22 protein-coding genes are annotated in these 22,506 nt (G+C 71.2%); 10 read left to right on the forward strand and 12 right to left on the reverse strand.

Translation table 11 applies throughout. From position 1 onward, the window contains the following. Positions 1 to 49 precede the first annotated feature (49 nt). The 5 genes from ACFWYM_RS15385 to ACFWYM_RS15405 all read right to left on the reverse strand — a co-directional run bounded on the left by ACFWYM_RS15385 (position 50) and on the right by ACFWYM_RS15405 (position 8,165). Positions 50 to 1,654: an acyl-CoA carboxylase subunit beta gene (locus ACFWYM_RS15385; RefSeq protein WP_384835864.1), complete on the reverse strand. Its 1,605-nt coding sequence runs from the start codon at positions 1,652 to 1,654 to the stop codon at positions 50 to 52. Then, positions 1,651 to 3,354, reverse strand: a complete 1,704-nt coding sequence (locus tag ACFWYM_RS15390; protein ID WP_384835867.1) for an acyclic terpene utilization AtuA family protein — start codon at positions 3,352 to 3,354, stop codon at positions 1,651 to 1,653. The genes ACFWYM_RS15385 and ACFWYM_RS15390 overlap by 4 nt, the downstream gene beginning before the upstream one ends. Beyond that, positions 3,351 to 4,145 carry a TIGR03084 family metal-binding protein gene (locus tag ACFWYM_RS15395; protein WP_384835870.1) on the reverse strand — a complete coding sequence of 265 codons (795 nt, stop codon included), beginning with the start codon at positions 4,143 to 4,145 and terminating at the stop codon, positions 3,351 to 3,353. The genes ACFWYM_RS15390 and ACFWYM_RS15395 overlap by 4 nt, the downstream gene beginning before the upstream one ends. Before the next feature lie 76 nt (positions 4,146 to 4,221). After that, positions 4,222 to 5,187, reverse strand: coding sequence for a DMT family transporter (locus tag ACFWYM_RS15400; protein ID WP_384836243.1), 966 nt, complete (start codon positions 5,185 to 5,187; stop codon positions 4,222 to 4,224). A gap of 107 nt (positions 5,188 to 5,294) precedes the next feature. Continuing rightward, positions 5,295 to 8,165 carry an FAD-binding and (Fe-S)-binding domain-containing protein gene (locus ACFWYM_RS15405; RefSeq protein WP_384835873.1) on the reverse strand — a complete coding sequence of 957 codons (2,871 nt, stop codon included), beginning with the start codon at positions 8,163 to 8,165 and terminating at the stop codon, positions 5,295 to 5,297. 171 nt (positions 8,166 to 8,336) lie between these two features. On the opposite strand from ACFWYM_RS15405, the gene serC reads away from it, so the two are divergent. Beyond that, the gene (gene serC / locus ACFWYM_RS15410) at positions 8,337 to 9,455 is read left to right on the forward strand and encodes a phosphoserine transaminase (RefSeq protein ID WP_384835876.1); all 1,119 of its coding nucleotides are present in this window, start codon (positions 8,337 to 8,339) and stop codon (positions 9,453 to 9,455) included. 105 nt (positions 9,456 to 9,560) lie between these two features. Here serC and ACFWYM_RS15415 read toward each other — a convergent pair whose 3' ends face one another. Next, positions 9,561 to 10,436 (reverse strand): ABC transporter permease, encoded by an 876-nt coding sequence (locus ACFWYM_RS15415; RefSeq protein ID WP_384835879.1) that lies wholly within the window; start codon positions 10,434 to 10,436, stop codon positions 9,561 to 9,563. Then, entirely contained in the window at positions 10,433 to 11,398 is a 966-nt protein-coding gene (locus ACFWYM_RS15420; protein ID WP_384835882.1) for an ATP-binding cassette domain-containing protein, read from the reverse strand. The genes ACFWYM_RS15415 and ACFWYM_RS15420 overlap by 4 nt, the downstream gene beginning before the upstream one ends. 120 nt (positions 11,399 to 11,518) lie before the next feature. Between ACFWYM_RS15420 and ACFWYM_RS15425 the strand changes: the two genes are divergently transcribed. Then, complete coding sequence (locus ACFWYM_RS15425; protein WP_384835885.1) at positions 11,519 to 12,280, forward strand: TetR/AcrR family transcriptional regulator; 762 nt, start codon at positions 11,519 to 11,521, stop codon at positions 12,278 to 12,280. Between the two features lie 31 nt (positions 12,281 to 12,311). Beyond that, a complete protein-coding gene (locus ACFWYM_RS15430; protein WP_384835888.1) occupies positions 12,312 to 12,743 on the forward strand; it encodes a PPOX class F420-dependent oxidoreductase in 432 nt (143 codons plus the stop codon). A 29-nt stretch (positions 12,744 to 12,772) separates the two neighbouring features. Here ACFWYM_RS15430 and ACFWYM_RS15435 read toward each other — a convergent pair whose 3' ends face one another. Then, the gene (locus ACFWYM_RS15435) at positions 12,773 to 13,804 is read right to left on the reverse strand and encodes a WD40 repeat domain-containing protein (protein WP_384835891.1); all 1,032 of its coding nucleotides are present in this window, start codon (positions 13,802 to 13,804) and stop codon (positions 12,773 to 12,775) included. A 76-nt stretch (positions 13,805 to 13,880) separates the two neighbouring features. On the opposite strand from ACFWYM_RS15435, the gene ACFWYM_RS15440 reads away from it, so the two are divergent. Then, positions 13,881 to 14,603, forward strand: coding sequence for a GDSL-type esterase/lipase family protein (locus ACFWYM_RS15440; RefSeq protein ID WP_384835894.1), 723 nt, complete (start codon positions 13,881 to 13,883; stop codon positions 14,601 to 14,603). 57 nt (positions 14,604 to 14,660) lie between these two features. Then, complete coding sequence (locus ACFWYM_RS15445; protein ID WP_384835897.1) at positions 14,661 to 15,017, forward strand: hypothetical protein; 357 nt, start codon at positions 14,661 to 14,663, stop codon at positions 15,015 to 15,017. Positions 15,018 to 16,213: 1,196 nt separating this feature from the next. Here the strand turns inward: ACFWYM_RS15445 and ACFWYM_RS15450 are convergent. After that, a complete protein-coding gene (locus ACFWYM_RS15450; RefSeq protein WP_384835900.1) occupies positions 16,214 to 16,633 on the reverse strand; it encodes a hypothetical protein in 420 nt (139 codons plus the stop codon). An 83-nt stretch (positions 16,634 to 16,716) separates the two neighbouring features. Between ACFWYM_RS15450 and ACFWYM_RS15455 the strand changes: the two genes are divergently transcribed. Both ACFWYM_RS15455 and ACFWYM_RS15460 read left to right on the forward strand, forming a co-directional pair. Continuing rightward, positions 16,717 to 17,526, forward strand: coding sequence for a Scr1 family TA system antitoxin-like transcriptional regulator (locus ACFWYM_RS15455; protein WP_384835903.1), 810 nt, complete (start codon positions 16,717 to 16,719; stop codon positions 17,524 to 17,526). Then, complete coding sequence (locus ACFWYM_RS15460; protein WP_384835906.1) at positions 17,523 to 17,759, forward strand: DUF397 domain-containing protein; 237 nt, start codon at positions 17,523 to 17,525, stop codon at positions 17,757 to 17,759. Before ACFWYM_RS15455 ends, ACFWYM_RS15460 begins: the two co-directional genes overlap by 4 nt. Before the next feature lie 10 nt (positions 17,760 to 17,769). On the opposite strand, the gene ACFWYM_RS15465 is transcribed toward ACFWYM_RS15460, so the two are convergent. Next, positions 17,770 to 18,708, reverse strand: a complete 939-nt coding sequence (locus tag ACFWYM_RS15465; protein WP_384835909.1) for a glutaminase — start codon at positions 18,706 to 18,708, stop codon at positions 17,770 to 17,772. A 100-nt stretch (positions 18,709 to 18,808) separates the two neighbouring features. Further along, positions 18,809 to 19,717, reverse strand: a complete 909-nt coding sequence (locus tag ACFWYM_RS15470; RefSeq protein WP_384835912.1) for an MBL fold metallo-hydrolase — start codon at positions 19,715 to 19,717, stop codon at positions 18,809 to 18,811. 103 nt (positions 19,718 to 19,820) lie between these two features. Here ACFWYM_RS15470 and ACFWYM_RS15475 point away from each other — a divergent pair, with 103 nt between their 5' ends. Next, positions 19,821 to 20,816 carry an AraC family transcriptional regulator gene (locus ACFWYM_RS15475; protein ID WP_384835915.1) on the forward strand — a complete coding sequence of 332 codons (996 nt, stop codon included), beginning with the start codon at positions 19,821 to 19,823 and terminating at the stop codon, positions 20,814 to 20,816. On the opposite strand, the gene ACFWYM_RS15480 is transcribed toward ACFWYM_RS15475, so the two are convergent. Beyond that, entirely contained in the window at positions 20,794 to 21,258 is a 465-nt protein-coding gene (locus tag ACFWYM_RS15480; protein ID WP_384835918.1) for a carboxymuconolactone decarboxylase family protein, read from the reverse strand. The genes ACFWYM_RS15475 and ACFWYM_RS15480 overlap by 23 nt on opposite strands. Positions 21,259 to 21,286: 28 nt before the next feature. On the opposite strand from ACFWYM_RS15480, the gene ACFWYM_RS15485 reads away from it, so the two are divergent. Together ACFWYM_RS15485 and ACFWYM_RS15490 are read left to right on the forward strand one after the other, a co-directional pair. Further along, complete coding sequence (locus tag ACFWYM_RS15485; RefSeq protein WP_384835920.1) at positions 21,287 to 21,862, forward strand: MarR family winged helix-turn-helix transcriptional regulator; 576 nt, start codon at positions 21,287 to 21,289, stop codon at positions 21,860 to 21,862. A gap of 88 nt (positions 21,863 to 21,950) precedes the next feature. Beyond that, complete coding sequence (locus ACFWYM_RS15490; RefSeq protein WP_384835923.1) at positions 21,951 to 22,505, forward strand: Uma2 family endonuclease; 555 nt, start codon at positions 21,951 to 21,953, stop codon at positions 22,503 to 22,505. The last annotated feature ends 1 nt before the right edge of the window (position 22,506 follow it).

Here is a 22,506-nt window from a genome sequence, read left to right on the forward strand (position 1 = left end):
AGTTCCTCAGCACGGTGGTGGTCATCAGCACAGTGGTGGTCATGGGGGGTTACATCCTGAAGACGCCGAAGCCGCCGCGCGCGCCCTCGTAGGGGGCCGTGTGGATCACGGACAGGCACAGGCCGAGGACGGTGCGGGTGTCGCGGGGGTCGATGACCCCGTCGTCGTAGAGCCGCCCGGACAGGAACGTCGGCAGGGACTCGGCCTCGATCTGCTGCTCCACCATGGCGCGAAGGCCCGCGTCTGCCTCGTCGTCGTAGGGCTGCCCCTTGGCGGCCGCCGAGGCACGGGCGACGATCGACAGGACGCCCGCGAGCTGCTGCGGCCCCATGACGGCGGACTTCGAGCTCGGCCAGGAGAAGAGGAAGCGCGGGTCGTACGCCCGCCCGCACATCCCGTAGTGCCCGGCCCCGTAGGAGGCCCCCATGAGCACGGACAGATGCGGCACCCGCGAGTTCGAGACCGCGTTGATCATCATGGCGCCGTGCTTGATGATGCCGCCCTGCTCGTACTCCTTGCCGACCATGTAGCCGGTGGTGTTGTGCAGGAAGAGCAGCGGAATGTCCCGCTGGTTCGCCAACTGGATGAACTGGGCGGCCTTCTGGGACTCCTCGCTGAACAGCACACCCTGGGCATTGGCGAGGATCCCGATGGGGTAGCCGTGCAGCTCGGCCCAGCCCGTGACGAGTGAGCTCCCGTACAGCGGCTTGAACTCGTCGAAGTCGGAGCCGTCGACGATGCGCGCGACGACCTCGCGCGGATCGAAGGGGATCTTCAGGTCTCCGGGGACGATGCCGAGGAGCTCGTCGGCGTCGTACTTCGGCTCGACGACGCCCGCCGGGTCCGGATCGGCGTACGCCTTGCGCCAGTTGAGGCGGGAGACGACGCGGCGGGCCTGGCGCAGCGCGTCCTGCTCGTCCACCGCCAGATAGTCGGCGAGGCCCGACGTACGGGCGTGCATCTCGGCGCCGCCCAGCGACTCGTCGTCGCTCTCCTCGCCGGTGGCCATCTTCACCAGCGGCGGACCGCCGAGGAAGACCTTGGCGCGCTCCTTGACCATGATGACGTGGTCGCACATCCCCGGGACGTACGCGCCCCCGGCCGTCGAGTTCCCGAAGACCACGGCGACGGTCGGGATCCCGGCGGCCGAGGACTGCGTGAGGTGCTTGAAGAGCGCCCCGCCCGGGATGAAGATCTCCTTCTGTGAGGGCAGGTCGGCGCCCCCGGACTCCACGAGGTGGATGGACGGCAGCCGGTTGGCGTGCCCGATCTCGTGCGAGCGGAACGCCTTCTTCAGCGTCCACGGGTTGCTGGCCCCGCCGCGCACCGTCGGGTCGTTGGCGGTGATCAGGCACTCCACGCCCTCGACGACCCCGATGCCGGTGACCATGGAGGCCCCCACCGGGTAGTCGCTGCCCCAGGCGGCCAGCGGCGACAGCTCCAGGAACGGCGTATCGGGGTCGAGCAGCAGCTCGATCCGCTCCCGGGCGAGCAACTTCCCCCGCTTGCGGTGCCGTTGGACGTACTTCTCACCCCCGCCCGCCAACGCCTTGTCCTGCTCGGCGGCCAGCTCGGCGAGCTTGGCGAGCATGGCCTCGCGGTGGGCGGTGTGGTCGGGGTCGGCGGGGTCGAGGGCGGTCGCGAGCACGGTCACAGCAGAACCTCCGGTATGTCCAGGTGGCGGGAGCGCAGCCACTCCCCCACCCCCTTCGCCTGCGGATCGAACCGCGCCTGCGCCGCGACGCCCTCGCCCAGCAGGCCCGTCACGACGAAGTTGAGGGCGCGGAGGTTGGGCAGCACATGGCGTTCGACGGGCAACTCCGCAGCCTCCGGCAGGAGTTCACGGAAGCGCTGTACCGTCAGTTCGTGGGCCAGCCAGCGCCACGCCTCGTCCGTGCGCACCCACACCCCGACATTGGCGTCGCCCCCCTTGTCCCCGCTGCGCGCGCCCGCGACGAGGCCGAGGGGTGCGCGGCGGGTGGGTCCGGGCTCCAGCCGCCGCGGCAGCCCGGGGAGTTCAGGTCTCTCGTCCCGTACGGGAACGGGGGCCCCGTCCGGGACCACGACCCGCTCCCCGTCCGGCAGCACCGCCACCTGCTCCACGCCCTCCCGCTCCACATACGCGGCCTCGAAGACCCCGTACGGCGCGCCCTTCCCCGGCGGCGCCGTCACATGGAAGCCCGGGTAGGAGGCGAGGGCCAGCTCGATGGCGGCGCCGCTGAGGGTGCGGCCCACCACGTCGGGGTCGGGGTCGCGGACGACCAGGCGGAGCAGCGCGCTGGCGGTCTCCTCCGTGGGGGCGTCGGCCCGGTCGGTCCGTGCGAGCTCCCAACGCACTTCGCTCGGGCGGGACTTGGCGCGGTCGAGGGCGTCCTCGATCTGCTCGCGCACCAGCGCGGCCTTGGCGTCGATGTCGAGCCCGGTGAGGACGAACACGACCTCGTTGCGGTGGCCGCCGATGCGGTTGAGGCCGACCTTGAGGGTCGGGGGCGGGGCCTCGCCGCGCACTCCGGAGACGCGGACGCGGTCGGGCCCCTCCTGCGTGAGGGTCACGGTGTCGAGGCGGGCGGTGACGTCCGGCCCGGCATACCGTGCGCCCTGCGTCTCGTAGAGGAGCTGCGCGGTGACGGTGCCGATGTCGACGAGGCCGCCGGTGCTGTCGTGCTTGGTGACGACGCAGGAGCCGTCGTCCTGGATCTCGGCGAGGGGGAAGCCGGGGCGCCGCACGTCGTGGCCCGTGAAGTGGGCGTAGTTGCCGCCGGTGGCCTGGGTGCCGCACTCCAGGATGTGCCCGGCGACGACGGCGCCCGCGAGCCGGTCGAGGTCGTCGGGCGCCCAGCCGAAGTGCCAGGACGCGGGCCCGGTGACGAGCGCGGCGTCGGTGACGCGCCCGGTCACCACGACGTCGGCCCCGGCCCGCAGACAGGCGGCGATGCCCTCACCCCCGAGGTAGGCGTGCGCGGTGAGCGCGCCGGGGAAGCGGGCGCCGAGGTCCCCGCCCTCGACGTGCGCGACCCGCACGCCGAGTCCGAGCCGCCCCGCCAACTCCCGTACGGCGTCGGCCAGTCCACCGGGGTGGAGGCCGCCCGCGTTGGCGACGATGCGCACCCCGCGCTCCTGGGCGAGCCCGAGGCACTCCTCCAGCTGCCGCAGAAAGGTCTTGGCGTACCCGAGCGAGGGGTCGCGCAGCCGGTCCCGCCCGAGGATCAGCATGGTGAGCTCGGCGAGGTAGTCACCGGTGAGGACGTCGAGGGGGCCGCCGGTCAGCATCTCGCGCATGGCGTCGAAGCGGTCGCCGTAGAAGCCGGAGGCGTTGCCGATGCGGAGGGCCCGGCCGGCCGGGGAGCCGCTCATCGTGCGGCACCCTTCGGGGGCCTGCCCGCACCGGGCGGGCCCGCGAACGCCTGCGCGATGTCCAGCCACCGGTCGGCGTCGGGGCCTTCGGCCCGTACCGCCAGGTCATCACGGTGCGCCCGCTGGGTGGCGAGCAGGCAGAAGTCGAGCGCGGGCCCGGTCACCCGCTGGGCCGCGTCGTCGGGCCCGAAGGTCCACAACGCCCCCGAGGGAGCCGTGAGTTCGATGCGGAAGTCGGCGTCGGGAGCTTCCAGCCCCCGCAGCCCGAAGGCGAAGTTCCGGGCCCGTACGGCGATCCGCGCCACATGCCGGAGCCGGTCGGTGGCCCGGCGCTCGACCCCGAGCGCGTCCGCCACGTCCTGGCCGTGCGCCCAGGTCTCCATGAGCCGCCCGGTCGCCATGGACGCGGCGGACATGGGCGGCCCGAACCACGGGAAGCGCGTCCCGGCGGGCGCTTCGTGCAGCGCCCGCCCCAGCGCCGCACGCCCGGTCCGCCACTGCTCCAGGAGCGCGGCGGGCCCCCGTCGTACGAACGTCTCGGCGCCGTCGTCGACGAAGGAATCGGGGTTGGCCAGCGCCTTCTCGACCTCGCCGTGGAAGGCGTCGGCGTCGGTGAGGGCGTACCAGGCGGCTCGGTCGGTCCAGGCGAGATGGGCGATCTGGTGGGCGACCGTCCACCCCTCGGCGGGCGTCGCACGCGCCCACTTCTCCTCCGCCAACTCTCCTACGAGCTGGTCGAGTTCCTCGCTCTCATCGCGCAGATCACCGAAGACGGGCAGGACGTCGGACACGGAGCGCTCCCCTCAGGGCACGGCGGCATGCCGGGGAGCATGGCAGCGCTCATAGAAACAAGCAAGCGTGCTTGGATTATTTTTCGGACAGCGCTTCGGGCGCCCCGCGCCCCACCTGCGTCCGCACCGCCCCCATGCTCGCCGCGATGACCAGCGCGATCGCCAGGGCCTCGACGAGGGAGAGGGACTGACTGAGGACCAGGAACCCGGCGAGCGCCGCGATGGCCGGTTCCAGACTCATCATGATCGCGAAGGTGGAGGCGGGCAGCCGCCGCAGCGCGAGGAGTTCGAGGGTGTACGGGAGGACGGAGGAGAGCACCGCGACCGCCGCACCGAGCCCGATGGTGGACGGCACGGCCAGCTTCGAGCCCGCCTCGGCGATGCCCAGGGGCAGCGAGAGCACAGCCGCGACGGCCATGGCGAGCGCGAGCCCGTCCGCCTGCGGGAACCGCCGTCCCGTACGGGCGCTGAAGACGATGTACGCGGCCCACAGCGCACCCGCGCCGAGCGCGCACGCGACGCCCACCGGGTCGAGGTCGCCGAAGCCGCCACCGCCCCCGCCGAGCAGGAAGACGCCGCCGAGCGCGAGCGCGGCCCACAGGGCGTTGACGGCGCGGCGCGAGGCGATCACGGAGAGGGCGAGCGGGCCGAGCACCTCGAAGGTGACGGCGACGCCGAGCGGGATGCGGGCGGCGGCCTGGTAGAAGATCATGTTCATCCCGCCCATGACGACGCCGAAGGCGACGACGGTGCCCCAGTCCGCGCGGGAGTGCCCGCGCAGCTTCGGCCGGCAGACCACGAGCAGCACGACCGCCGCGGCCACGAGCCGCAGCGTGACCACGCCGACGGCCCCGGCGCGCGGCATCAGGCTCACCGCGAGGGCGCCGCCGAACTGGACGGAGACGCAGCCCGCGAGGACGAGGCCGACGGGGCCGAGGGAGCCCCGGCGGGCGGGGGCCCCGCCCGCCGCGGCGACCGGCCCCGCGACTTCGGGCTGCACGACGGCAGGGGCCTCGACCGAGGCCGGTCCGGCCTGCTCCATACCCGAGACGTTCACTTCTGAGCCTTCCGCGCCGTCATGGTCTACGATCCTGTACTCAGCAATCCAAGCTACTGGACTCCGACAGGATTGTTAACCCTTTTTGGAGCTTACGACTCGCCCCCGTCGAGCCGCTCGGCAATAACCTCCGCGAGGTGCCGCCCCCGCACCCCGCCGAGCTGTTCCAGCTGGGTCCGGCACGAGAAGCCGTCCGCCAGGACGACGGCGTCACCGTCGGCGGCCGCCCGCACCGAGGGCAGCAGCTGCTCCTCCGCGCAGGCCACCGACACCTCGTAGTGCCCGTCCTCGAAGCCGAAGTTGCCCGCGAGCCCGCAGCATCCGCCGCTCAACTCCCCGTCGATACCGGCCCGTTCACGCAGCCTCCGCTCGGCCCCGTCCCCCAGCACCGCGTGCTGGTGACAGTGGGTCTGGCCGACGGCGGGCCGCCCCACCGCCGGGGGCCGCCAGTCGGGGGCGTACTCCTCCAGGGTCTGCGCGAACGTCCTGACCCGGGCCGCGAGTTGATGGGCGCGCGGGTCGTCGGCGCCGAGCAGCTCGACGAGGTCGGACTTGAGGGCGGCCCCGCAGCTCGGCTCCAGGACGACGAGGGGCGCGTCCGAGTCGAGCAGCGGGGCGAGCCGGTCGAGGGTGCGGCGCAGGACGGCGCGGGCGCGGTCGAGCTGGCCCGTGGAGACATACGTCAGCCCGCAGCAGACGTCCCCCGGCGGCACCACGGGCCGCAGCCCCGCCGCCTCCAGGACCCGCACGGCGGCCCGCCCGACGGAGGGCGCGAGGTGGTCGGTGAAGGTGTCGGGCCAGACGACCACGGTGGTGCCCACCGCCACCCCCTGGTCCCGTTCCCGCCGCTTCCGCGCCCTCTCCCGCTCCGCGAACCACCCCCGGAAGGTCTCGGGCGCGAGCCACGGAATGTCCCGCTCCCGCGCGATCCCCCCGGCCCGCTTGGCGAGCCGCGCCAACACCCCCACCCGGGCCAGGGAGTTGGCGAGCCGTGCCGCACGGGTCCGGGAGGCGAGGCGCAGCCACAGCGGCAGCCAGCCCATCGCGTAGTGCGCGGCGGGCCTGCGCCGCGCACCGGGCCCGTCGTAGTAGTGGTGCAGGAACTCCGCCTTGTACGTGGCCATGTCGACGCCCACGGGACAGTCGGACCTGCACCCCTTGCAGGACAGACACAGGTCGAGGGCGCCCCGGACCTCCTCCGACCGCCAGCCGTCCGTGATCACGTCCCCGGCCAGCATCTCGTGCAGCAGCCGGGCCCGCCCGCGCGTGGAGTGCTCCTCGGCGCCGGTGGCCCGGAAGGACGGACACATGACCGAGCTGCTGCCGGAACTGACGGCGTCCGTACGGCACTTGGCGACCCCGACGCACCGCCGCACGGCCGCCCCGAAGTCCCCGCCGTCGTGCGGATAGCCGAAGGCGACAGGAACGGGTTCGCGCGGCAGAACCGCGAAGCGTAGGTTCTCGTCGAGGCGCGCGGGCCGCACCAGCATCCCCGGGTTGAGCAGATCACCCGGGTCCCACACGCCCTTGACCTGCTCGAAGAGCCGCACCATCTCCGTCCCGTACATCTTCGGCAGCAGCTCGGCCCGCGCCTGCCCGTCCCCGTGCTCACCGGACAGGGAGCCCCCATGCGCGACAACGACATCGGCGAGCTCTTCGGAGAACTTCCGGAATCGCGCGACGCCCTCCCGGCTCATCAGATCGAAGTCGATCCGCACATGGATGCAGCCGTCCCCGAAGTGCCCGTACGGCGTCCCGCGCAGCCCGTGCTCCCGCAACAGCTCCCGGAAGTCCCGCAGATACGCGCCGAGTTCGGCGGGCGGCACGGCGCAGTCCTCCCACCCGGGCCACGCCTCGCTCCCGTCGGGCATGCGCGTCGCGGTCCCGCTCGCGTCCTCGCGTACCCGCCACAGGGCGCGCTGCCCCGCCGGGTCGGTGACGACGACGGCGTCCACGGCGTCGGCGGCCCGTACGATCGCCTCGGCCCGCGTCCGCGCCTCCCCCGGGTCCCCGCCCCCGACCTCCACGAAGAGCCAGGCCCCGCCCCTGGGCAGATCCCGCGCACCCTTCACGAGGTCGGCGGCCATGCCTTCGACCGTGAGCGGCCCGTGCGGAAGCAGCCCCGCGGCCGCCTGGGCCGCCGCGCTCTCGTCGGCGTACCCGAGGACGGCCAGGGCCCGCGCGCGGGGCGCCTCGACGAGCCCGACGACGGCTTCGGTGAGCACGCCGAGCGTCCCTTCCGAGCCGCAGAAGGCGCGAGCGAGATCAACACCGTTCTCGGGCAGCAAGGCATCCAGCGCATACCCGGAGATCCGCCGGGGCAGCTCGGGAAACCCGGTCCGCAGCAGCGCGAGCCGCTCGTCCACGAGGGCGCGCAGCCCGTCCCGCAGCCGCCCGTCCGGCAGCCCGTCCCACCCCTGCCCGAGCCGCACCACTTCCCCGGCGGCGGTGCGGACCTCGACCTCCCGCACATTGTCGGCGGTGGTGCCCCAGGCCACGGAGTGCGAGCCGCAGGAGTTGTTGCCGATCATCCCGCCGAGGGTGCAGCGGCTGTGCGTGGACGGATCGGGCCCGAAGGTGAGCCCGAACTTTCCGGCCGCGCCCCGCAGTTGATCGAGGATGACCCCCGGCTGGACGACGGCGGTACGGGCTTCGGGGTCGATCCCGAGGATCCGGTCCATGTGCCGGGTGAAGTCGAGGACCACGCCGGTCCCGGTGGCCTGCCCCGCGATGGAGGTCCCGGCCCCGCGCGCCACGACGGGCACTCCTTGCTCCCGGCAGACCCCGAGCACGGCTTCCACGTCCCCGGCGTCCTTCGGGGCGACGATCCCGAGGGGCACTCTCCGGTAGTTGGACGCGTCCATGGTGTAGAGAGCCCGGTCGCGGGCTCCGAACTCGATGTCTCCTCGGATCCCGGCGCCCCGCAGGGCGCGCTCCAGCTCATGAGTCAGCCCTTGAGTCATACGTCCCAGCATGCTCGCTCTAGGTCTCGGCAACTCGCAGAGCAACGGGTGGGCGGGTGGGAGAACTCCGCCGCGAAGCGGCAGTCCTGTAAAAGGGAGCCCCCGTGAGACCCGTCTCGCAAGATGGAACCCCAGCACAGACCCCCTCCAGCAGCAGCTACGCTGCGTCCCGTGGCTGAGATCCGTATTCCCGCTGACATCAAGCCCGCCGACGGCCGTTTCGGCGCGGGCCCCTCCAAGGTGCGGACCGAGGCGCTGGACGCCCTGGCCGCCACCGGTGCCTCCCTCCTTGGCACGTCCCACCGCCAGGCCCCGGTCAAGAACCTCGTGGGCAAGGTCCGCGACGGCGTACGCGACCTGTTCCAGCTCCCCGAGGGCTACGAGGTGATCCTCGGCAACGGCGGCTCGACCGCGTTCTGGGACATCGCGACGCACGGCCTGATCGAGAACAAGTCGCAGCACCTCACGTTCGGCGAGTTCTCCTCCAAGTTCGCGAAGGCCGCCAAGCTGGCGCCGTGGCTCGCGGAGCCCACCGTCATCAGCTCGGACCCGGGCACGCACCCGGAGCCGCAGGCCGAGGCCGGCGTCGACGTCTACGCCTTCACGCACAACGAGACCTCGACGGGCGTCGCGGCGCCGATCAAGCGCGTCGAGGGCGCCGACGCCGGGTCCCTCGTCCTGGTGGACGCCACGTCCGGCGCGGGCGGCCTGCCGGTCGACGTCGCCGAGACGGACGTGTACTACTTCGCGCCGCAGAAGTCCTTCGCCTCCGACGGCGGCCTGTGGATCGGTGTCTTCTCCCCGGCCGCGATCGAGCGCGCCGAGCGGATCCACGCGTCCGGCCGCCACGTCCCGGAGTTCTTCTCGCTGCCCACGGCGATCGACAACTCCCGCAAGAACCAGACGTACAACACCCCGGCCCTCGCCACGCTCTTCCTCCTCGGCGAGCAGCTGGAGTGGATGAACAGCCAGGGCGGCCTCGACTTCACGACGTCCCGTACGAAGGACTCCTCCACCCGCCTGTACTCGTGGGCCGAGGATTCCAAGCACGCGACGCCCTTCGTCACCGACGCGGCCAAGCGCTCGCAGGTCATCGGCACCATCGACTTCGCCGACGACATCGACGCGGCCGCGGTCGCCAAGGCCCTGCGCGCCAACGGCATCGTCGACACCGAGCCGTACCGCAAGCTGGGCCGCAACCAGCTGCGCGTGGCAATGTTCCCGGCGATCGACCCGGCGGACGTCGAGGCACTCACGAAGTGCATCGACTACGTGATCGAGAACCTCTAGCCGTCAGTCGTACGGAGATGGGGCGCCCACAAGCCACTGTGGGCGCCCCCTCCACGTATGCACGGCAAACCTCTCAGCGGCTCAACGACTCAGCCGCTCAACGGCTCAGCGGCTCAACGCCTTGAACCTCCGCACGGCGAGCGGCAGAAAGGCGAGGGTCACCACCACCGGCCACACCACCGCCATCAGGACCGCGTGCTGCTCCACCCAGCTCGCCCCGCCCGCGCCGGGGTTGCCGAACAGCTCGCGGGTGGCCGTGCCCGTCGACGAGACCGGGTTCCAGGCGGCGATCGGGGCCAGCCAGTCCGGCATCAGGGACGGCGCCACGAAGACGCTGGAGATCATCGTGAGCGGGAAGGCGACCGCGTAGAGGCTGCCCGCGGCCTCCGGGTTCGGCACCAGCAGGCCGAGGAAGACCCCGACCCAGATCAGGCTGAACCGCAGGAGCAGCAGCAGTCCGAACGCGGCGAGCGTGTCGAGGACGCCCGCGCTGGAGCGCCAGCCGATGGCGAGCGCGGTGCCCACCAGGATGGTGAGCTCGGCGCACGCCACGACGAGGTCGGCGAGCCCGCGCCCGGACGCGACGGCGGAGGGCGCCATGGGCATGGAGCGGAACCGGTCGATGACGCCCTTGTGGGCGTCGGTCGCGACGGCCACGGCGGTGTTCATGAACCCGAAGGCCATGGTCATCACGAACATGCCGGGCATCAGAAACTGCTTGTAGTCCCCGCCGCCGTCGCCACCTCCGCCATTGCCGCCGCCCGGCACCTTCATGGCCTCGCCGAACACGAACCCGTACAGCAGCACGCTGATGATCGGGAAGCCCAGCTGCCAGGCGACGGCGACGGGCTGGCGCTGGTAGTGGGTGAGGTGGCGCCGGGTGACGTTCAGGGCGTCGGCGACGGCCCAGAAGAGCCGCCCGCGCACGGGACCTGCGGAATCTGTGGAATCTGCGGGGCGTACGGTGCCGACGGCACTCATGCGGCAGCCTCCGTTTCCGTGCGGTGCCCGGTGAGGCTCAGGAACACGTCGTCGAGGCTGGGCCTGCGCAGCCCGATGTCCTCGACGGCCACCCCCTCGTCCCGGAGCGTGCGGGCGACCTCCGTGAGGGCGCCGACCGGGTCGGCCACCGGGGCCTGCACGCGGCGCTCCCCGTCCAGGGTCCGCGGCTCCTCGTCGGTGACGCGTGCGACGGCCTTGACGGCGGCGGGCAGATCGCCCTGGGCACCCACGACGACCTCCAACTGACTGCTGCCCACGGTGGACTTGAGCCCGTCAGGGGTGTCGTCGGCGATGGCGCGCCCTTGATCGATGACGGTGATCCGGGAGGCAAGCCGGTCGGCCTCCTCCAGATACTGGGTGGTGAGCAGCACGGTCGTGCCGCCCGCCACCAACTCCCGCACGCTGTCCCAGACTTCGAGGCGGCTGCGCGGGTCGAGCCCGGTGGTCGGCTCGTCCAGGAAGAGGACGGCGGGCGCGAGGATCATGGAGGCGGCGAGGTCGAGCCTGCGCCGCATGCCCCCGCTGTACGTGCTCACGCCCCGGTCACCGGCGTCGACGAGCCCGAACTGCTCGAGCAGCTCCCCGGCCCGGCGCGCGGCCCGCGCCCCGCCCAGATGGAAGAGGCGGCCGAACATCTCCAGGTTCTGCCGCCCGGTGAGCACCTCGTCGACGGCCGCGTACTGCCCGGTCAGGCCGATGCGGCGGCGCACCGCGCCCGGCTCGGCGGCCACGTCGACGCCCGCGACGACGGCGCGGCCGCCGTCGAGCCGCACGAGCGTGGCGAGGATGCGCACGGCGGTGGTCTTGCCCGCGCCGTTCGGCCCGAGCAGCCCGTGCACGGTGCCGGACCCGACGGCCAGGTCGAACCCGTCGAGGGCGGCCTTCTCCCCGTACCGCTTGCGCAGCCCCTCGGCCCACACGGCGTATCGATCGTCGTTCATCCGCCTCGGTCACCCCTCAACCTGAGAACTGGGTACGTCGTACTCAATGGAGAGTACACCGTACCCAGTTTTTGGCAATGGGCTTAGGCTGGCGTCCATGAGCACCACGGAGACCGGCGCATGAGCACCACGGAGACCGGCGGCAGCGACAGCAGCGGCGACGTCACGCGCAGCATGGAACTGCTCTGGGGCACCGGCGGGCGCCCCACCCGCGGCCCGAAGCCGGCCCTGACCCTGGACCGGATCACCACGGCGGCCGTGGCGCTCGCGGACGCCGAGGGCCTCGCCGCGGTCACGATGCGCCGCCTCTCCCAGGAGCTCGGCACCGGCACGATGTCGCTGTACCGCTACGTCCCCGGCAAGGCCGAACTGCTCGCCCTGATGCTCGACCGCGTGCAGCGCCCCACCGAGGACCCGGAGCCCTTCACCGGCACCTGGCGCGACGCCGTCGAGGCGTACGCCCACGAGACCCTCGCCCAGTACCGCGCACACCCCTGGCTGCTCCAGGTCAACCAGGCCCGCCCGGTGCTCGGCCCGAGCGCGGTCGGCAACCTGGAGAAGGTGGTGTCCCGCATCGAGCCGATGGGCCTGGACGGCCCCGAGCTGATCGGGGTGATGGTGATGGTCGAGGCGTACGTGACCGGGGCGGCCCGCTCCCAGGCGCAGGAGATCGAGGCGCAGCGGACCACGGGCCTGACGGACGAGGCGTTCTGGACGGCCCAGCAGCCGTTCCTGGAGAAGGCGATGCTGAGCGGCGACTACCCCACGGTGGCCGGGCTCTCCGAAGACACCTTCAGCCCCGACTTCGACCACTTCGGGTTCGGCCTGCGGGCGATCCTGGACGGCCTGGAAGCGCTGGTGGCGCAGCGCGCCAAGAGGTGACAGCCGGGCGGAAGAGTGCATCCATGGACACATGACTGGACGCAGGAAAACGAAGCCGAGCGCGAGTCCGAGCCCAAGCCCTGAGCTCGCCCCTCTCATGAAGCCGTACGCGGCGCTGCTCACGACGCACAAGAAGGACGGCACCGGCGTCGGCACCCCCGTGAACATCGCCGTCGAGGGCGACCACGCGTACTTCCGCACCTACGGCACGGCATGGAAGGCCAAGCGCCTGCGCAACAACCCGGAGGTCGAACTCGCCCCCTCCACGGTGCGCGGCGCCCCCACCGGCCCGACGATCAGGGCGCGCGCACGCCTCCTCGACGAGGGCAGCGAGGAGGACAGGCACGCGCGCGAGGTGATCGGCCACCAGTACCCGGTGACGCACCGCGTGCTGGTCCCGCTCGCGCACAAACTGAAGCGGGACAAGACACTGCACTACGAGGTGCGGCTGCGGGACGAGTGACAGGACTCGCCCGTCACACTCGCCCGATATCAGCTGCTCTTGCGCCGCCGTGAGCGCCGGAGCCCGTACAGGGCGGCGAGCACGACGGCCAGGGCGAGGGCCCCCACCTTCACGTCCCCGCCGACCCCACCCCCACCATCACCGCCGAAGACGGAACTCCCGCCCCCCGAGGGCGACTTGGACCCGCCCCCGCCGGGCGCCTCCACGGGCTCGACCTCACTCCCGGCGCCCTCGGACCCGTACATGAGGGTGGTCCCGTCCGGGGTGTAGGTCATCGACTCCCCCTGCCGCTGCAGGGGCACGCTGAGCCGCTGCTGCTCTTTGACGGACACCTTGCCCCCCTTCTCCTCCCAGGAGAACAGCTCACCCCCGAAGTACCCGCGCAGGGCGAGGTGCTTGCCGTCGGGCGAGAAGGCCCCGTCGGTGACCCACTGGTCGATGTCGGCGACGCGCTTGAAGACATTCGTGCGCTTCGTGGACATCGCCCCCGGCTCAGGCCCTTCATAGAGCCCGCCGACCTCGTCCTCTTTCTTGTCGGCGATGTAGATGCGCCCGGTCTTGGGATGAACCATCAACGCCTCGGCGTCCCGGGCCCCATCCGCGTACTTCACAACAAACTGCTGGGCACGGACGCTCTGGTCCTTGAGCTGCTTGGGCTCGGGCAGCTTGTAGACCCAGACGTACGCCCACTTGCCACCGAGGTTGTCCCCGATGTCCCCCACATACAGATTCCCGTCAGGCCCGATGGAGATGGCCTCCACGTCACGCGGCTTGCCGACCCCCGTCATGGTGACGGTGGCGACGGTCTCGCCGCTCTTCGAGTCGACGGCGTACAGGCAGGCGCACTTGTCCTGGTCGTTGTGGGTCCAGTAGACGCCGGGGTGCGCACGGGAGGCGGCAAGCCCGCTGGACTCGACGATCCGGGGGTCCTTGATGGTGAACCCGTCATGACCGCCTCCGTCGTCGGCGGCGGCGACGGGAGCGGTCAGACCAACGACCAGACCAACGACCAGGGCGGCACTGGCACCGACACCGGCAAGCACGGGCAAAGGCGAACGCATGAGCCCAAGGTTGCCATCCGCCGGGCGTGCTCAGCCTCACACCCCACCGGACGGCGTGATCCGCCAAGATAAGCGGATGCTCAGGTTCATGTTCGTCGGCGACTCGATGACGATCGGAAGCGCCGGGGAACACACCTGGCGCTACTGGATGTGGCACCACCTGCACGCGACACTCGACGCCCCCTTCGAGATCGTGGGCCCACGGAAGACCCTGTACGACAAGGGTGCGGGCACGGCGACCTCACACGACTACGCGGACCCTCAACCCGACTTCCCCCGCCACCACTTGGCGGGCTGGGGAGAGGGCTGGCTGCACATGGCCCCGGCCATCGGAAACGTGGTGCGCGACACCCGCGCGGACGTCCTCCTGATCTCCCTGGGCCTGATCGACCTCGGCTTCTACACGAACGCGGAGCAGACGGCGGCGAACGTCCGCGCCTTCGTGGAGTCGGCCCGGGCGGCGAACCCACAGGTGCGGATGGTGATCCTCCCGGTCATCCCCAACATCCGCGCGGAGTCGGACGCCCCGTTCGCGGCGGAGGTGACCCACTTCAACGTGCTCCTGGCGAAGGCGGCCGCGGACCTGGACACGGGCCGCTCCCCCTTGCTCCTGGCCTCGCCGCCCCCCTCGTACGACATCCACTCGGACACGTACGACGGAACGCACCCGAACGAGAGCGGCGAGCTCAAGCTGGCCGGGGCGTTCGCGGGGGCGATGTGGGAGGCGTGGGCGCTGGGCGGCCCGTACGCTTCCGACGCCCCTCCCTCCGAGGGCGGAAAACCCCTGAAGCTACCGTGATCACGAACGCCCGCCACCCGGCGGGCGCCTCCCCCACGAAGGGCTAAAGGGCTACACGTGAAGCGTTCTCGTACTCTCCGGTGCGCCACGGCCGGTCTGTTCGGCCTCGCCGTCCTCGGCACCGGGCTCGCCACGGCGGGCTCCGCGCAGGCGGTCGCGCCGAAGAAGGCCGCCGCCTGTACGACCATCAAGATCACGGGCAAGAAGGTCGCCGTGCGCATGCCGGACAACGGCGACACCGTGGCCGACTCCGACGACCCGGTCACCCGCTACGTCCGCAAGGGCGACAAGCTCAGGTCCTGCCTCATCGCCAACGGCTACTCCCAGTCGTACAACAAGTGCGGCAGGACCGGTCACGACTGGTTCATCGTGCGGGGTGGCCAGGTGCCGCTGACCTGCGCGAAGCGGGTCTGAGCCAGGGGCCCGGGGGGGGCGGACCGTGGACGGCGACCCCGTCCACCTTCACCGAAGGGGTCCGCTCCTCACATCCCGGTACGGACTTCTGGTTGAGCGAGACCCACCGGAGCTGACCCACCCCGGCTTCTCACCCCACAGCCACCCCCGCAACCCGTTCCCGCCACGAAATCCCTCTCCCCGCAGCGGCAGATGCGGACGCCTCAGCCGCCCTCCCCACCCGGCACCGCCCACACACCCGCTCCTCCCCCACCCGCCGAAACACGTGCTCCTCACCGCCCCCCTCACACGTCACCAGCGCCCCAACCACCGCGCCCGGACCAGCAACTGACCCCTCCCCCGGCAACTTCTGCACCAGCCGATGCCGCACGAACCCCACCGCCGACCGCACCCCGCCCACCGGCAATCCGACCGTGAGCGCCCGCCGCAGCTCCCCCGCCGACACCCCGCGCCGCAGCCACTCCGCCGCGACGTCGGCGAGGGCCCGCACCTCTCGTACGCCGAGCAGTAAGTCCCGGCTCTCGTGCCGCAGCGACAGCAACACCCGCTCAGCTTCCGCAACTTCGGCGTCAGCACATTGGTCTGACTCCGCAGGCTCGCCGGCCTCTTCGGGTGGAGGGTGGGGAAGGTTCTTCTCCTGTTCTTCTTCTGGGTAAGAGCCACCGACATCCCGCCCACCCGGCCCACCGACCGCCGGATGTCGCTCACTCGGAATCCGCTCACCCGGAGGCGCCGTATCGCCACACCCACTCCGGGCCCGCCCCGCCTCCTCCCCCGTCAGGGTGACGTTCGCGAGCAACTGCTCCGTGACCCAGCGCCCCCGCTCGCCTTGCGACCGCCACTCCCACAAGTAGCCGTTCTCGGCGAGGAGTTGCTTGGCCCGCTGGTACGCGCGCCCTTTCAGCCCGATTCGCAACGCGTGCTCGCCCAGCGACCTGGCCGACGCCTCCCCGTCCGGGAGTCCCTGCACGTACAGGAGGAGGACCTTCGCGTCACTGTTCAGGCGCTGGTGGCGTACGACATCATGCGACGCCTTGGTGAAGCGCCGCGTGGGCGCGATAGCATGCCGAAGCATCCCGGTGGACCTCTATTCCACTCGGTGGTGAAGGTCCTCGGGTGGTGTTGCTAGCACCTCCGAGGACCGCGCCCCGCCAGAACCGGAAATCACAACCGGAACACGGAGCGTGATGGCGCGGTCACCGTGCCGCAGTCAACGCCCTCTCCACCATTTGGTGCAGCAAATCCCCTTCCACGTACGGGACTTCAGCGCTCGGCAGCGATCGCCAGTCGAGCGGCCACGTATTGCCCTCCAGGGCGGGTACGCCGACGAAGGCGACCCCGCACGCGTCCCGGCCCAGCGGTCGGGCCCCGCCCCGCCATACGTGACGGCCGGCCTCGCCCACCGCCAGGACGAAGTACATGTTCCGGCCGCCCGTCCCCTCGCGGATGATCGGGCCCGCCTGGAAGTCCGTGAACTCCATTAGTTCGTAAGCGACTTGCTCACCGAGTACGCCGCTGATGCGGACCACATCGAAGTACACGCCGACGTGGCGGAGCGTGTGGCCGGAGGCCGGGATCCAGGGGTGGACGGGGGCGGGTGGAGTTTTCCGGTTCATGAAGCAAATGGTTTCGGGCGCTCACATACTGTGACCAGGGCCACGCAAGAGCCGTGCAGGGCTGTGCACTTGGGGAGGCAGTTGTGCACTCCGGTGAACGAGGGTCGGAGTCGTTCGGAGCGCTGTTGCGGTTCTACCGCGAGCGGGCCGGGATGACGCAGGAGGCGCTGGGCGCGCATGTCGGGTACTCCAAGTCGCAGGTGGCGATGGTGGAGCGGGGGGAACGTGCCCCCAAGGGGAAGTTGGTCGAGATCGCCGACGAGGTGCTCGGTGCACAAGGCGCACTTCTGGTGGTGGCGGACAGGGAGTTCGGGGAGCGCGTACTCCCACCGTGGACGGAGGACTACCTCGCTGAGGAACGCAAAGCCGTGGCCGTTCACGCCTACCAGACGTTGGTGATCCCAGGGTCACTCCAGACCAGGGAGTACGCACGCGCCGTCTACAACAGCAACTGCTATCCGTCTTTGGACGACGACGAGGTCGAGAAGAGGGTCGTGAACAGGCTGGAGCGGGAGCAGCTCTTCCATCGCAGGCCCCCACCGGACATCAGCTTTGTGATCGAGGAGAACCTGCTCACCCGGCCCCTTGGCGGAACGGCGGTACTCAAGGAGCAACTCCACCGAATCCTTGAGGTAGGTCAGCTACGCCACGTCGAGATTCAACTCATGCCTCACAGCCGCCAGTCCCACGCTGGGCTAACAGGGCCCATGATCCTCTTGGAGACGGCCGAACGTCATCAGCTCGCTTACGTCGAGGCTCCGAGCGGCGGCTACTTCGTGAGCGAACAACCCGAACTAGGCAACCTGTTCGGTAAGTATGGGATTCTGCGGGCGCAGGCCCTCACGCCCGAGGAGTCGGCGAAGCTGATTGAAGAGGTGGCACGGGACCTATGAGCGCGGACCTCGCCTGGTTCAAGAGCAGCTACAGCAGCGGCGAGGGCGAATGCCTAGAGGTGGCCCTCAACTGGACCAAGTCGAGTCGCAGCGGCAGCGAGGGCGAATGCCTAGAAGTGATAGCGCACCCCGACTGCATCCACATCCGCGACTCCAAGCAGGCCCCCGAAACCGCCCCCACCCTCCAGGTAACCCCCACCACCTGGACCACCTTCCTCACGTCACTCACGTAGGTGAGGGCCCTCAGAACACCGAAAGCCCCGTCAACGTCGTAAACCGATCCAGCGCCGCAACCCCCGCCACCGAGTTCCCCCGCTCATCGAGCCCCGGACTCCACACGCACAGCGTGCAGCGCCCCGGCACGACGACCACGATCCCGCCGCCGACCCCGCTCTTGCCCGGCAGGCCCACCCGATACGCGAAGTTCCCCGCCGCGTCGTACGTGCCACAGGTCAGCATCACGGCGTTCACCTGCTTGGCCTGGCTGCGCGTGAGCAAGGTCGACCCGTCGGCCCTTATGCCGTGCCGGGCCAGGAACCCGGCCGCCCGCGCGAGGTCCGCGCAGGACGCCTCGACGGAGCACTGGCGGACGTACTGGTCGAGGAGCTCCGGCACCGGGTTGGAGATGTTGCCGTACGACGCCATGAAGTGCGCGAGGGCGGCGTTGCGGTCGCCGTGCTCGGCCTCCGAGGCGGCCACCTCGTCGTCGAAGGTGAGCTTCGCGTTGCCGGACTCCGCACGCAGGAAGTCGCGCAGGGCCCCGGCCGCGTCACCCGTCAGCGACTGGAGGCGGTCCGTGACCACCAGCGCGCCCGCGTTGATGAACGGATTGCGCGGGATCCCGTGCTCGTACTCCAGCTGCACAAGGGAGTTGAAGGGGTTGCCGGACGGCTCCCGGCCCACGTGCTCCCACAGCTCGTCTCCCTCCAGCGACAGGCCCAGGGCGAGCGTGAACACCTTGGTGATGGACTGCGTGGAGAAGGGCCGCTGCCAGTCGCCGACCCCGTACACCGTCCCGTCGAGCTCCGCGACCGCCATCCCGAAGCGCCGCGGATCGACCGAGGCCAGCGCGGGGATGTAGTCGGCCGGACGGCCCCGGCCCGGCGTGGCCTCGATCTCGGCGGCGATGCGTTCCAGTACGGGCTGGAAGGAGGGGGACGAAGTGAGTGCGGACGGGGACACGCTTGCTGCTCCCGATTCGTACGGTGATGTGGTGGTTCGGCGGTCGCCACACCCTACGACAGCGGTCCGGCGACACAGCACGCCGCCGGACCCTGCCCCCCTAGCTCACCCCCCACCGCGCCACCGCGAACCCCTCCCCCTCCCGCCGCACCTCAAAAGCCCCCGCCCCACCGAAGTGCGCCGGAATCACCAACTCCCGCTCCTCGACGGCCCGCCCGAACACCCGCACCCTGGTCTCCGCCGCCCCCACCGGGTCCGCGCAGAGGCAGGAGCTGCACCTCGGCATCTCGATCTGCACCGGCGAGTGCAGCATGTCGCCCACGAACACTGCCCGCTCCCCGCCGGAGGCGACCCGCAGCACCGACGAGCCGGGGGTGTGGCCCGGCGCCGCCTCCAAGGTCAGCCCGTCTCCGATGCGGTGGCTTCCCTCCCACAGCCGCACCAGCCCGGCCCGGTGCAGCGGCGCCACACTGTCCTCGTAGAGGAGCCGGTCGTCGGGGCGCTCCCCGCCCGCGTAGCCGCCCGCAGGGCCGAAGTGGAAGTCGTCGGCGGCGGGGACGAGGTAGCTGGCGTTGGGGAACGTCGGCTCCCAACTCCCGCCCGCGTCATACGTGTTCCAGCCCACGTGATCCCCGTGCAGATGCGTGTTGACCACGACGTCCACGTCCTCGGGGCGCACCCCGGCCGCCTTCAGCCGGTCCAGGAAGTCCGTCTCCAGGTGCTGGAACTCGGGGCGGGACGGGCGCTCCCGGCCGTTGCCCACGCCCGTGTCGACGAGGATGGTCCGGCCCCCGGTCCGCACCACCCACGTCTGCACCGCCGCGACCGCCCAGCCGCTCTCGGCGTCCATGAAGTCCGGCGCCAGCCAGTCCGCGTCGCGCTGCCAGATCTCGGCGCCCGCGTCCGGGACGAGGTCGGTGCCGGGCATGAACGCCCCGGCCAGTTCCTCGACTTTGGTGATCTCGACATCGCCCAGGACGATGCGCTCGTCGCTCTCGTTCGTCGTCATGACAACGAACCTAGAAGCACTAAGCGAGCCTCTCAATGCCCGCTCAGCTCGCTCACATACGCATCCTGCTCACCCCTCACCCGTACGGGTATAGCCTGCCCGTATGGACGTGGTGAGCGACGCGATATCGACCGTCCGGGTCGGGGAGCCCTTCTCCAACCGGGCCCGGGTGACAGGTAGTTGGAGCGCACGGTTCGCGCCGTACGAGGGGGCGGGGTTCCACGTCGTCCTCGCGGGCGGCTGCTGGCTGCTGCCGGACGGGGGCGGAGAGCCGATCACGCTCGGCCCCGGCGACGCCGTCCTGCTGCCGCACGGCAGCGGGCACGTCATGGCCGACGCACCCCCCGGGAACCCGGCGGACCGAGCCGCGGTGGTGGAGCGCGCCATCCCCTTCGAGGACTGGATGACCAGGGACCTGCACCACGAGGGCAACGGCCCCGGCCCCACCACCCCCACCGAACTCCTCTGCGGCAAGTACCGCCTCAACCGCAGCCGCGCCCACCCCCTCATGGCCGAGCTCCCGGACGTCATCCACCTCCCCCACCGCCTCAGCCGCAACCCCGAACTCCGGGGCGCGATCGGCCTGTTGGGGATGGAACTGGCAGGCGCCGCGGCCCGCCCCGGCGCCTGCCTGGCGGTTCCCGGGCTCCTCGACCTGCTCCTCGTCTACATGATCCGTACGTGGATCACGGAGCACACCACCGAGAGCCCCACCGACGGCTCCGGCCGCCGCTGGCCCGCCGCCCTCGGCGACCCCGTCGTCTCCACCGCGCTGCGCGCCCTGCACACCGACCCCGCCGCCCCGTGGACCAACGACCGCCTCGCGGCCGAGGTCGGGGTGTCCCGGCCGACCCTCACCCGGCGCTTCACGGCCCGCGTGGGCCGGGCCCCGATGACGTATCTGACCTGGTGGCGCATGACCCGCGCGGCGGCCCTCCTGCGCGACTCCACCGACCCCCTGGACACGATCGCCCGCCGGGTCGGCTACAGCACCCCCTTCGCCCTCTCCCACGCCTTCAGCAGGGAGTTCGGCACGACACCGGGCCGGTACAGGGCCCAGCCGGCGCGCAACGGCGCTACACCCGCACCAGCCGGTTAGCGAACGTGGACATGGTGTAGGTCCCGATCCCCATGACGACCTCCAGGGCGTTGCGATCGGTGAACCCGTGCGCGCGGAAGGCGGCCAGCTCTGCGTCCCCGACGCCACCCGCGCTCGCGAGCACGTCGAGCGTGAACTGCCGTACGGCTTCGAGCCGTTCATCGGTCAGGGACCGCTGCTCCCGCAAGGCCGTGATGAGCTCCGTGTCCGCCCCCAGCGCCCGCAGCTTCCCCGTGTGCATCGCCACGCACAGCCGGCACTCGTTGCGCGCGGCGACGGTCATGATGACGACCTCGCGGGCCACCGGCTCCAGCGTGGTCTTCTCGAACCTGGCGCTCAACTCCAGGAAGGCGTCGAGCAGTTCGGGCGATACGCCGAGCTTGGCCTTCGCGTTCTCGATGACCTGCTGGCCGACTGCCGTGTCCGTGTCCGTGTCTGCCATTCCGTACCCCACCCCTACGATGGACAACATGGTTGACGAATCCTCGCCGGAGAAAAAGGTAAACCAGGTTGTCGATGAAGGCAAGGGGAACAGAGGCAAGGGGAATACGGGGAGCAAGGGGAGCGGGCGAGAGCAGCGGCAGGACCCGCCCGGCTACGAACTCCCCCTCCTCCTCTTCGGGGGCTTCCGCACCCTCATCGACCGCCTGCACGCCGAACTCGCCCGCCAGGGCCACCCTGACGTCCGCCCCGCGCACGGCTTCGCCATGCAGGCCATCGGGCTCGACGGGGCCACGGCGAGCGAGATCGGCCGCCGCCTCGGCGTGACCAAGCAGGCGGCGGGCAAGACCGTCGACCGCCTCATCGCCCTCGGCTACGCGGAGCGCTCCGCCGACGCGGCCGACGCCCGCCGCAAGCTGGTCCGGCTCACCCCGCACGGCCTCGACGCACTGGCGCGCTCGGCGGCGGTCTTCGACGAACTGCGGGCGGAGTGGGCGGGGGCGCTCGGCGCGGGGCGGCTGCGGGAGCTGGAGGACGACCTGCGCACCGTCGTCCCCCCGGAGGCGTTCCGGCTCGACGCGGCGGGGTGGCTGGGCGGGGCGTGACCTCGGGGTCCGTACGTGCCCTTGGGTCCGTACGCATCGTTGTACTGCGCGGCCGCACCCCGCTCCCGGGGCTGGAAGGAGCGCCACGATGGCCGACCGGAACACACGGATGCTGGACGCGTTGTTCAACGCCTTCGAGGGGCAGCCCGTCCTCGAAGGCATGCGGACCGAGGTCGTCGAGGGCAACGTTCACATGACGCCACAACGGGATACCCACTGGCACGTCACCTGGGACATCGTTCGCCAACTGCCCCGCCACTCGCAGCGGGTGTTCTCCAACGTACGCATCGACTACCCCGGCCACCTCAACGGCCTGTGCAGTGACGTGGCGCTCTTGACCGAGAGCGCACAGTCGGACGACGAAGACCGTTGGTCCTACCAGGACGTGAGGTTCGTCGCCGAGGTGATCACCCGGGGAACGGCCGCGATCGACCACGGGCCCAAGAAGACGGCCTACGCCACCGCCGGAGTCGCGGTCTACCTCATCGCCGACCCCTACCAGGGCACGTGCCACATCCACACGCCCCCCAAGGACGGCGCCTACACCCACACGTGGCCGACCGTCGCGTTCGGCGAGGAAGTGGACCTCACCGACACCCCCCTCGGCCTCGCCCTCAAGACTGACACCTTCCCCCGCGATTGAC

The sequence above is a fragment of the Streptomyces sp. NPDC059009 genome, assembly GCF_042740175.1.
In the GTDB taxonomy this organism is placed as follows: domain Bacteria; phylum Actinomycetota; class Actinomycetes; order Streptomycetales; family Streptomycetaceae; genus Streptomyces.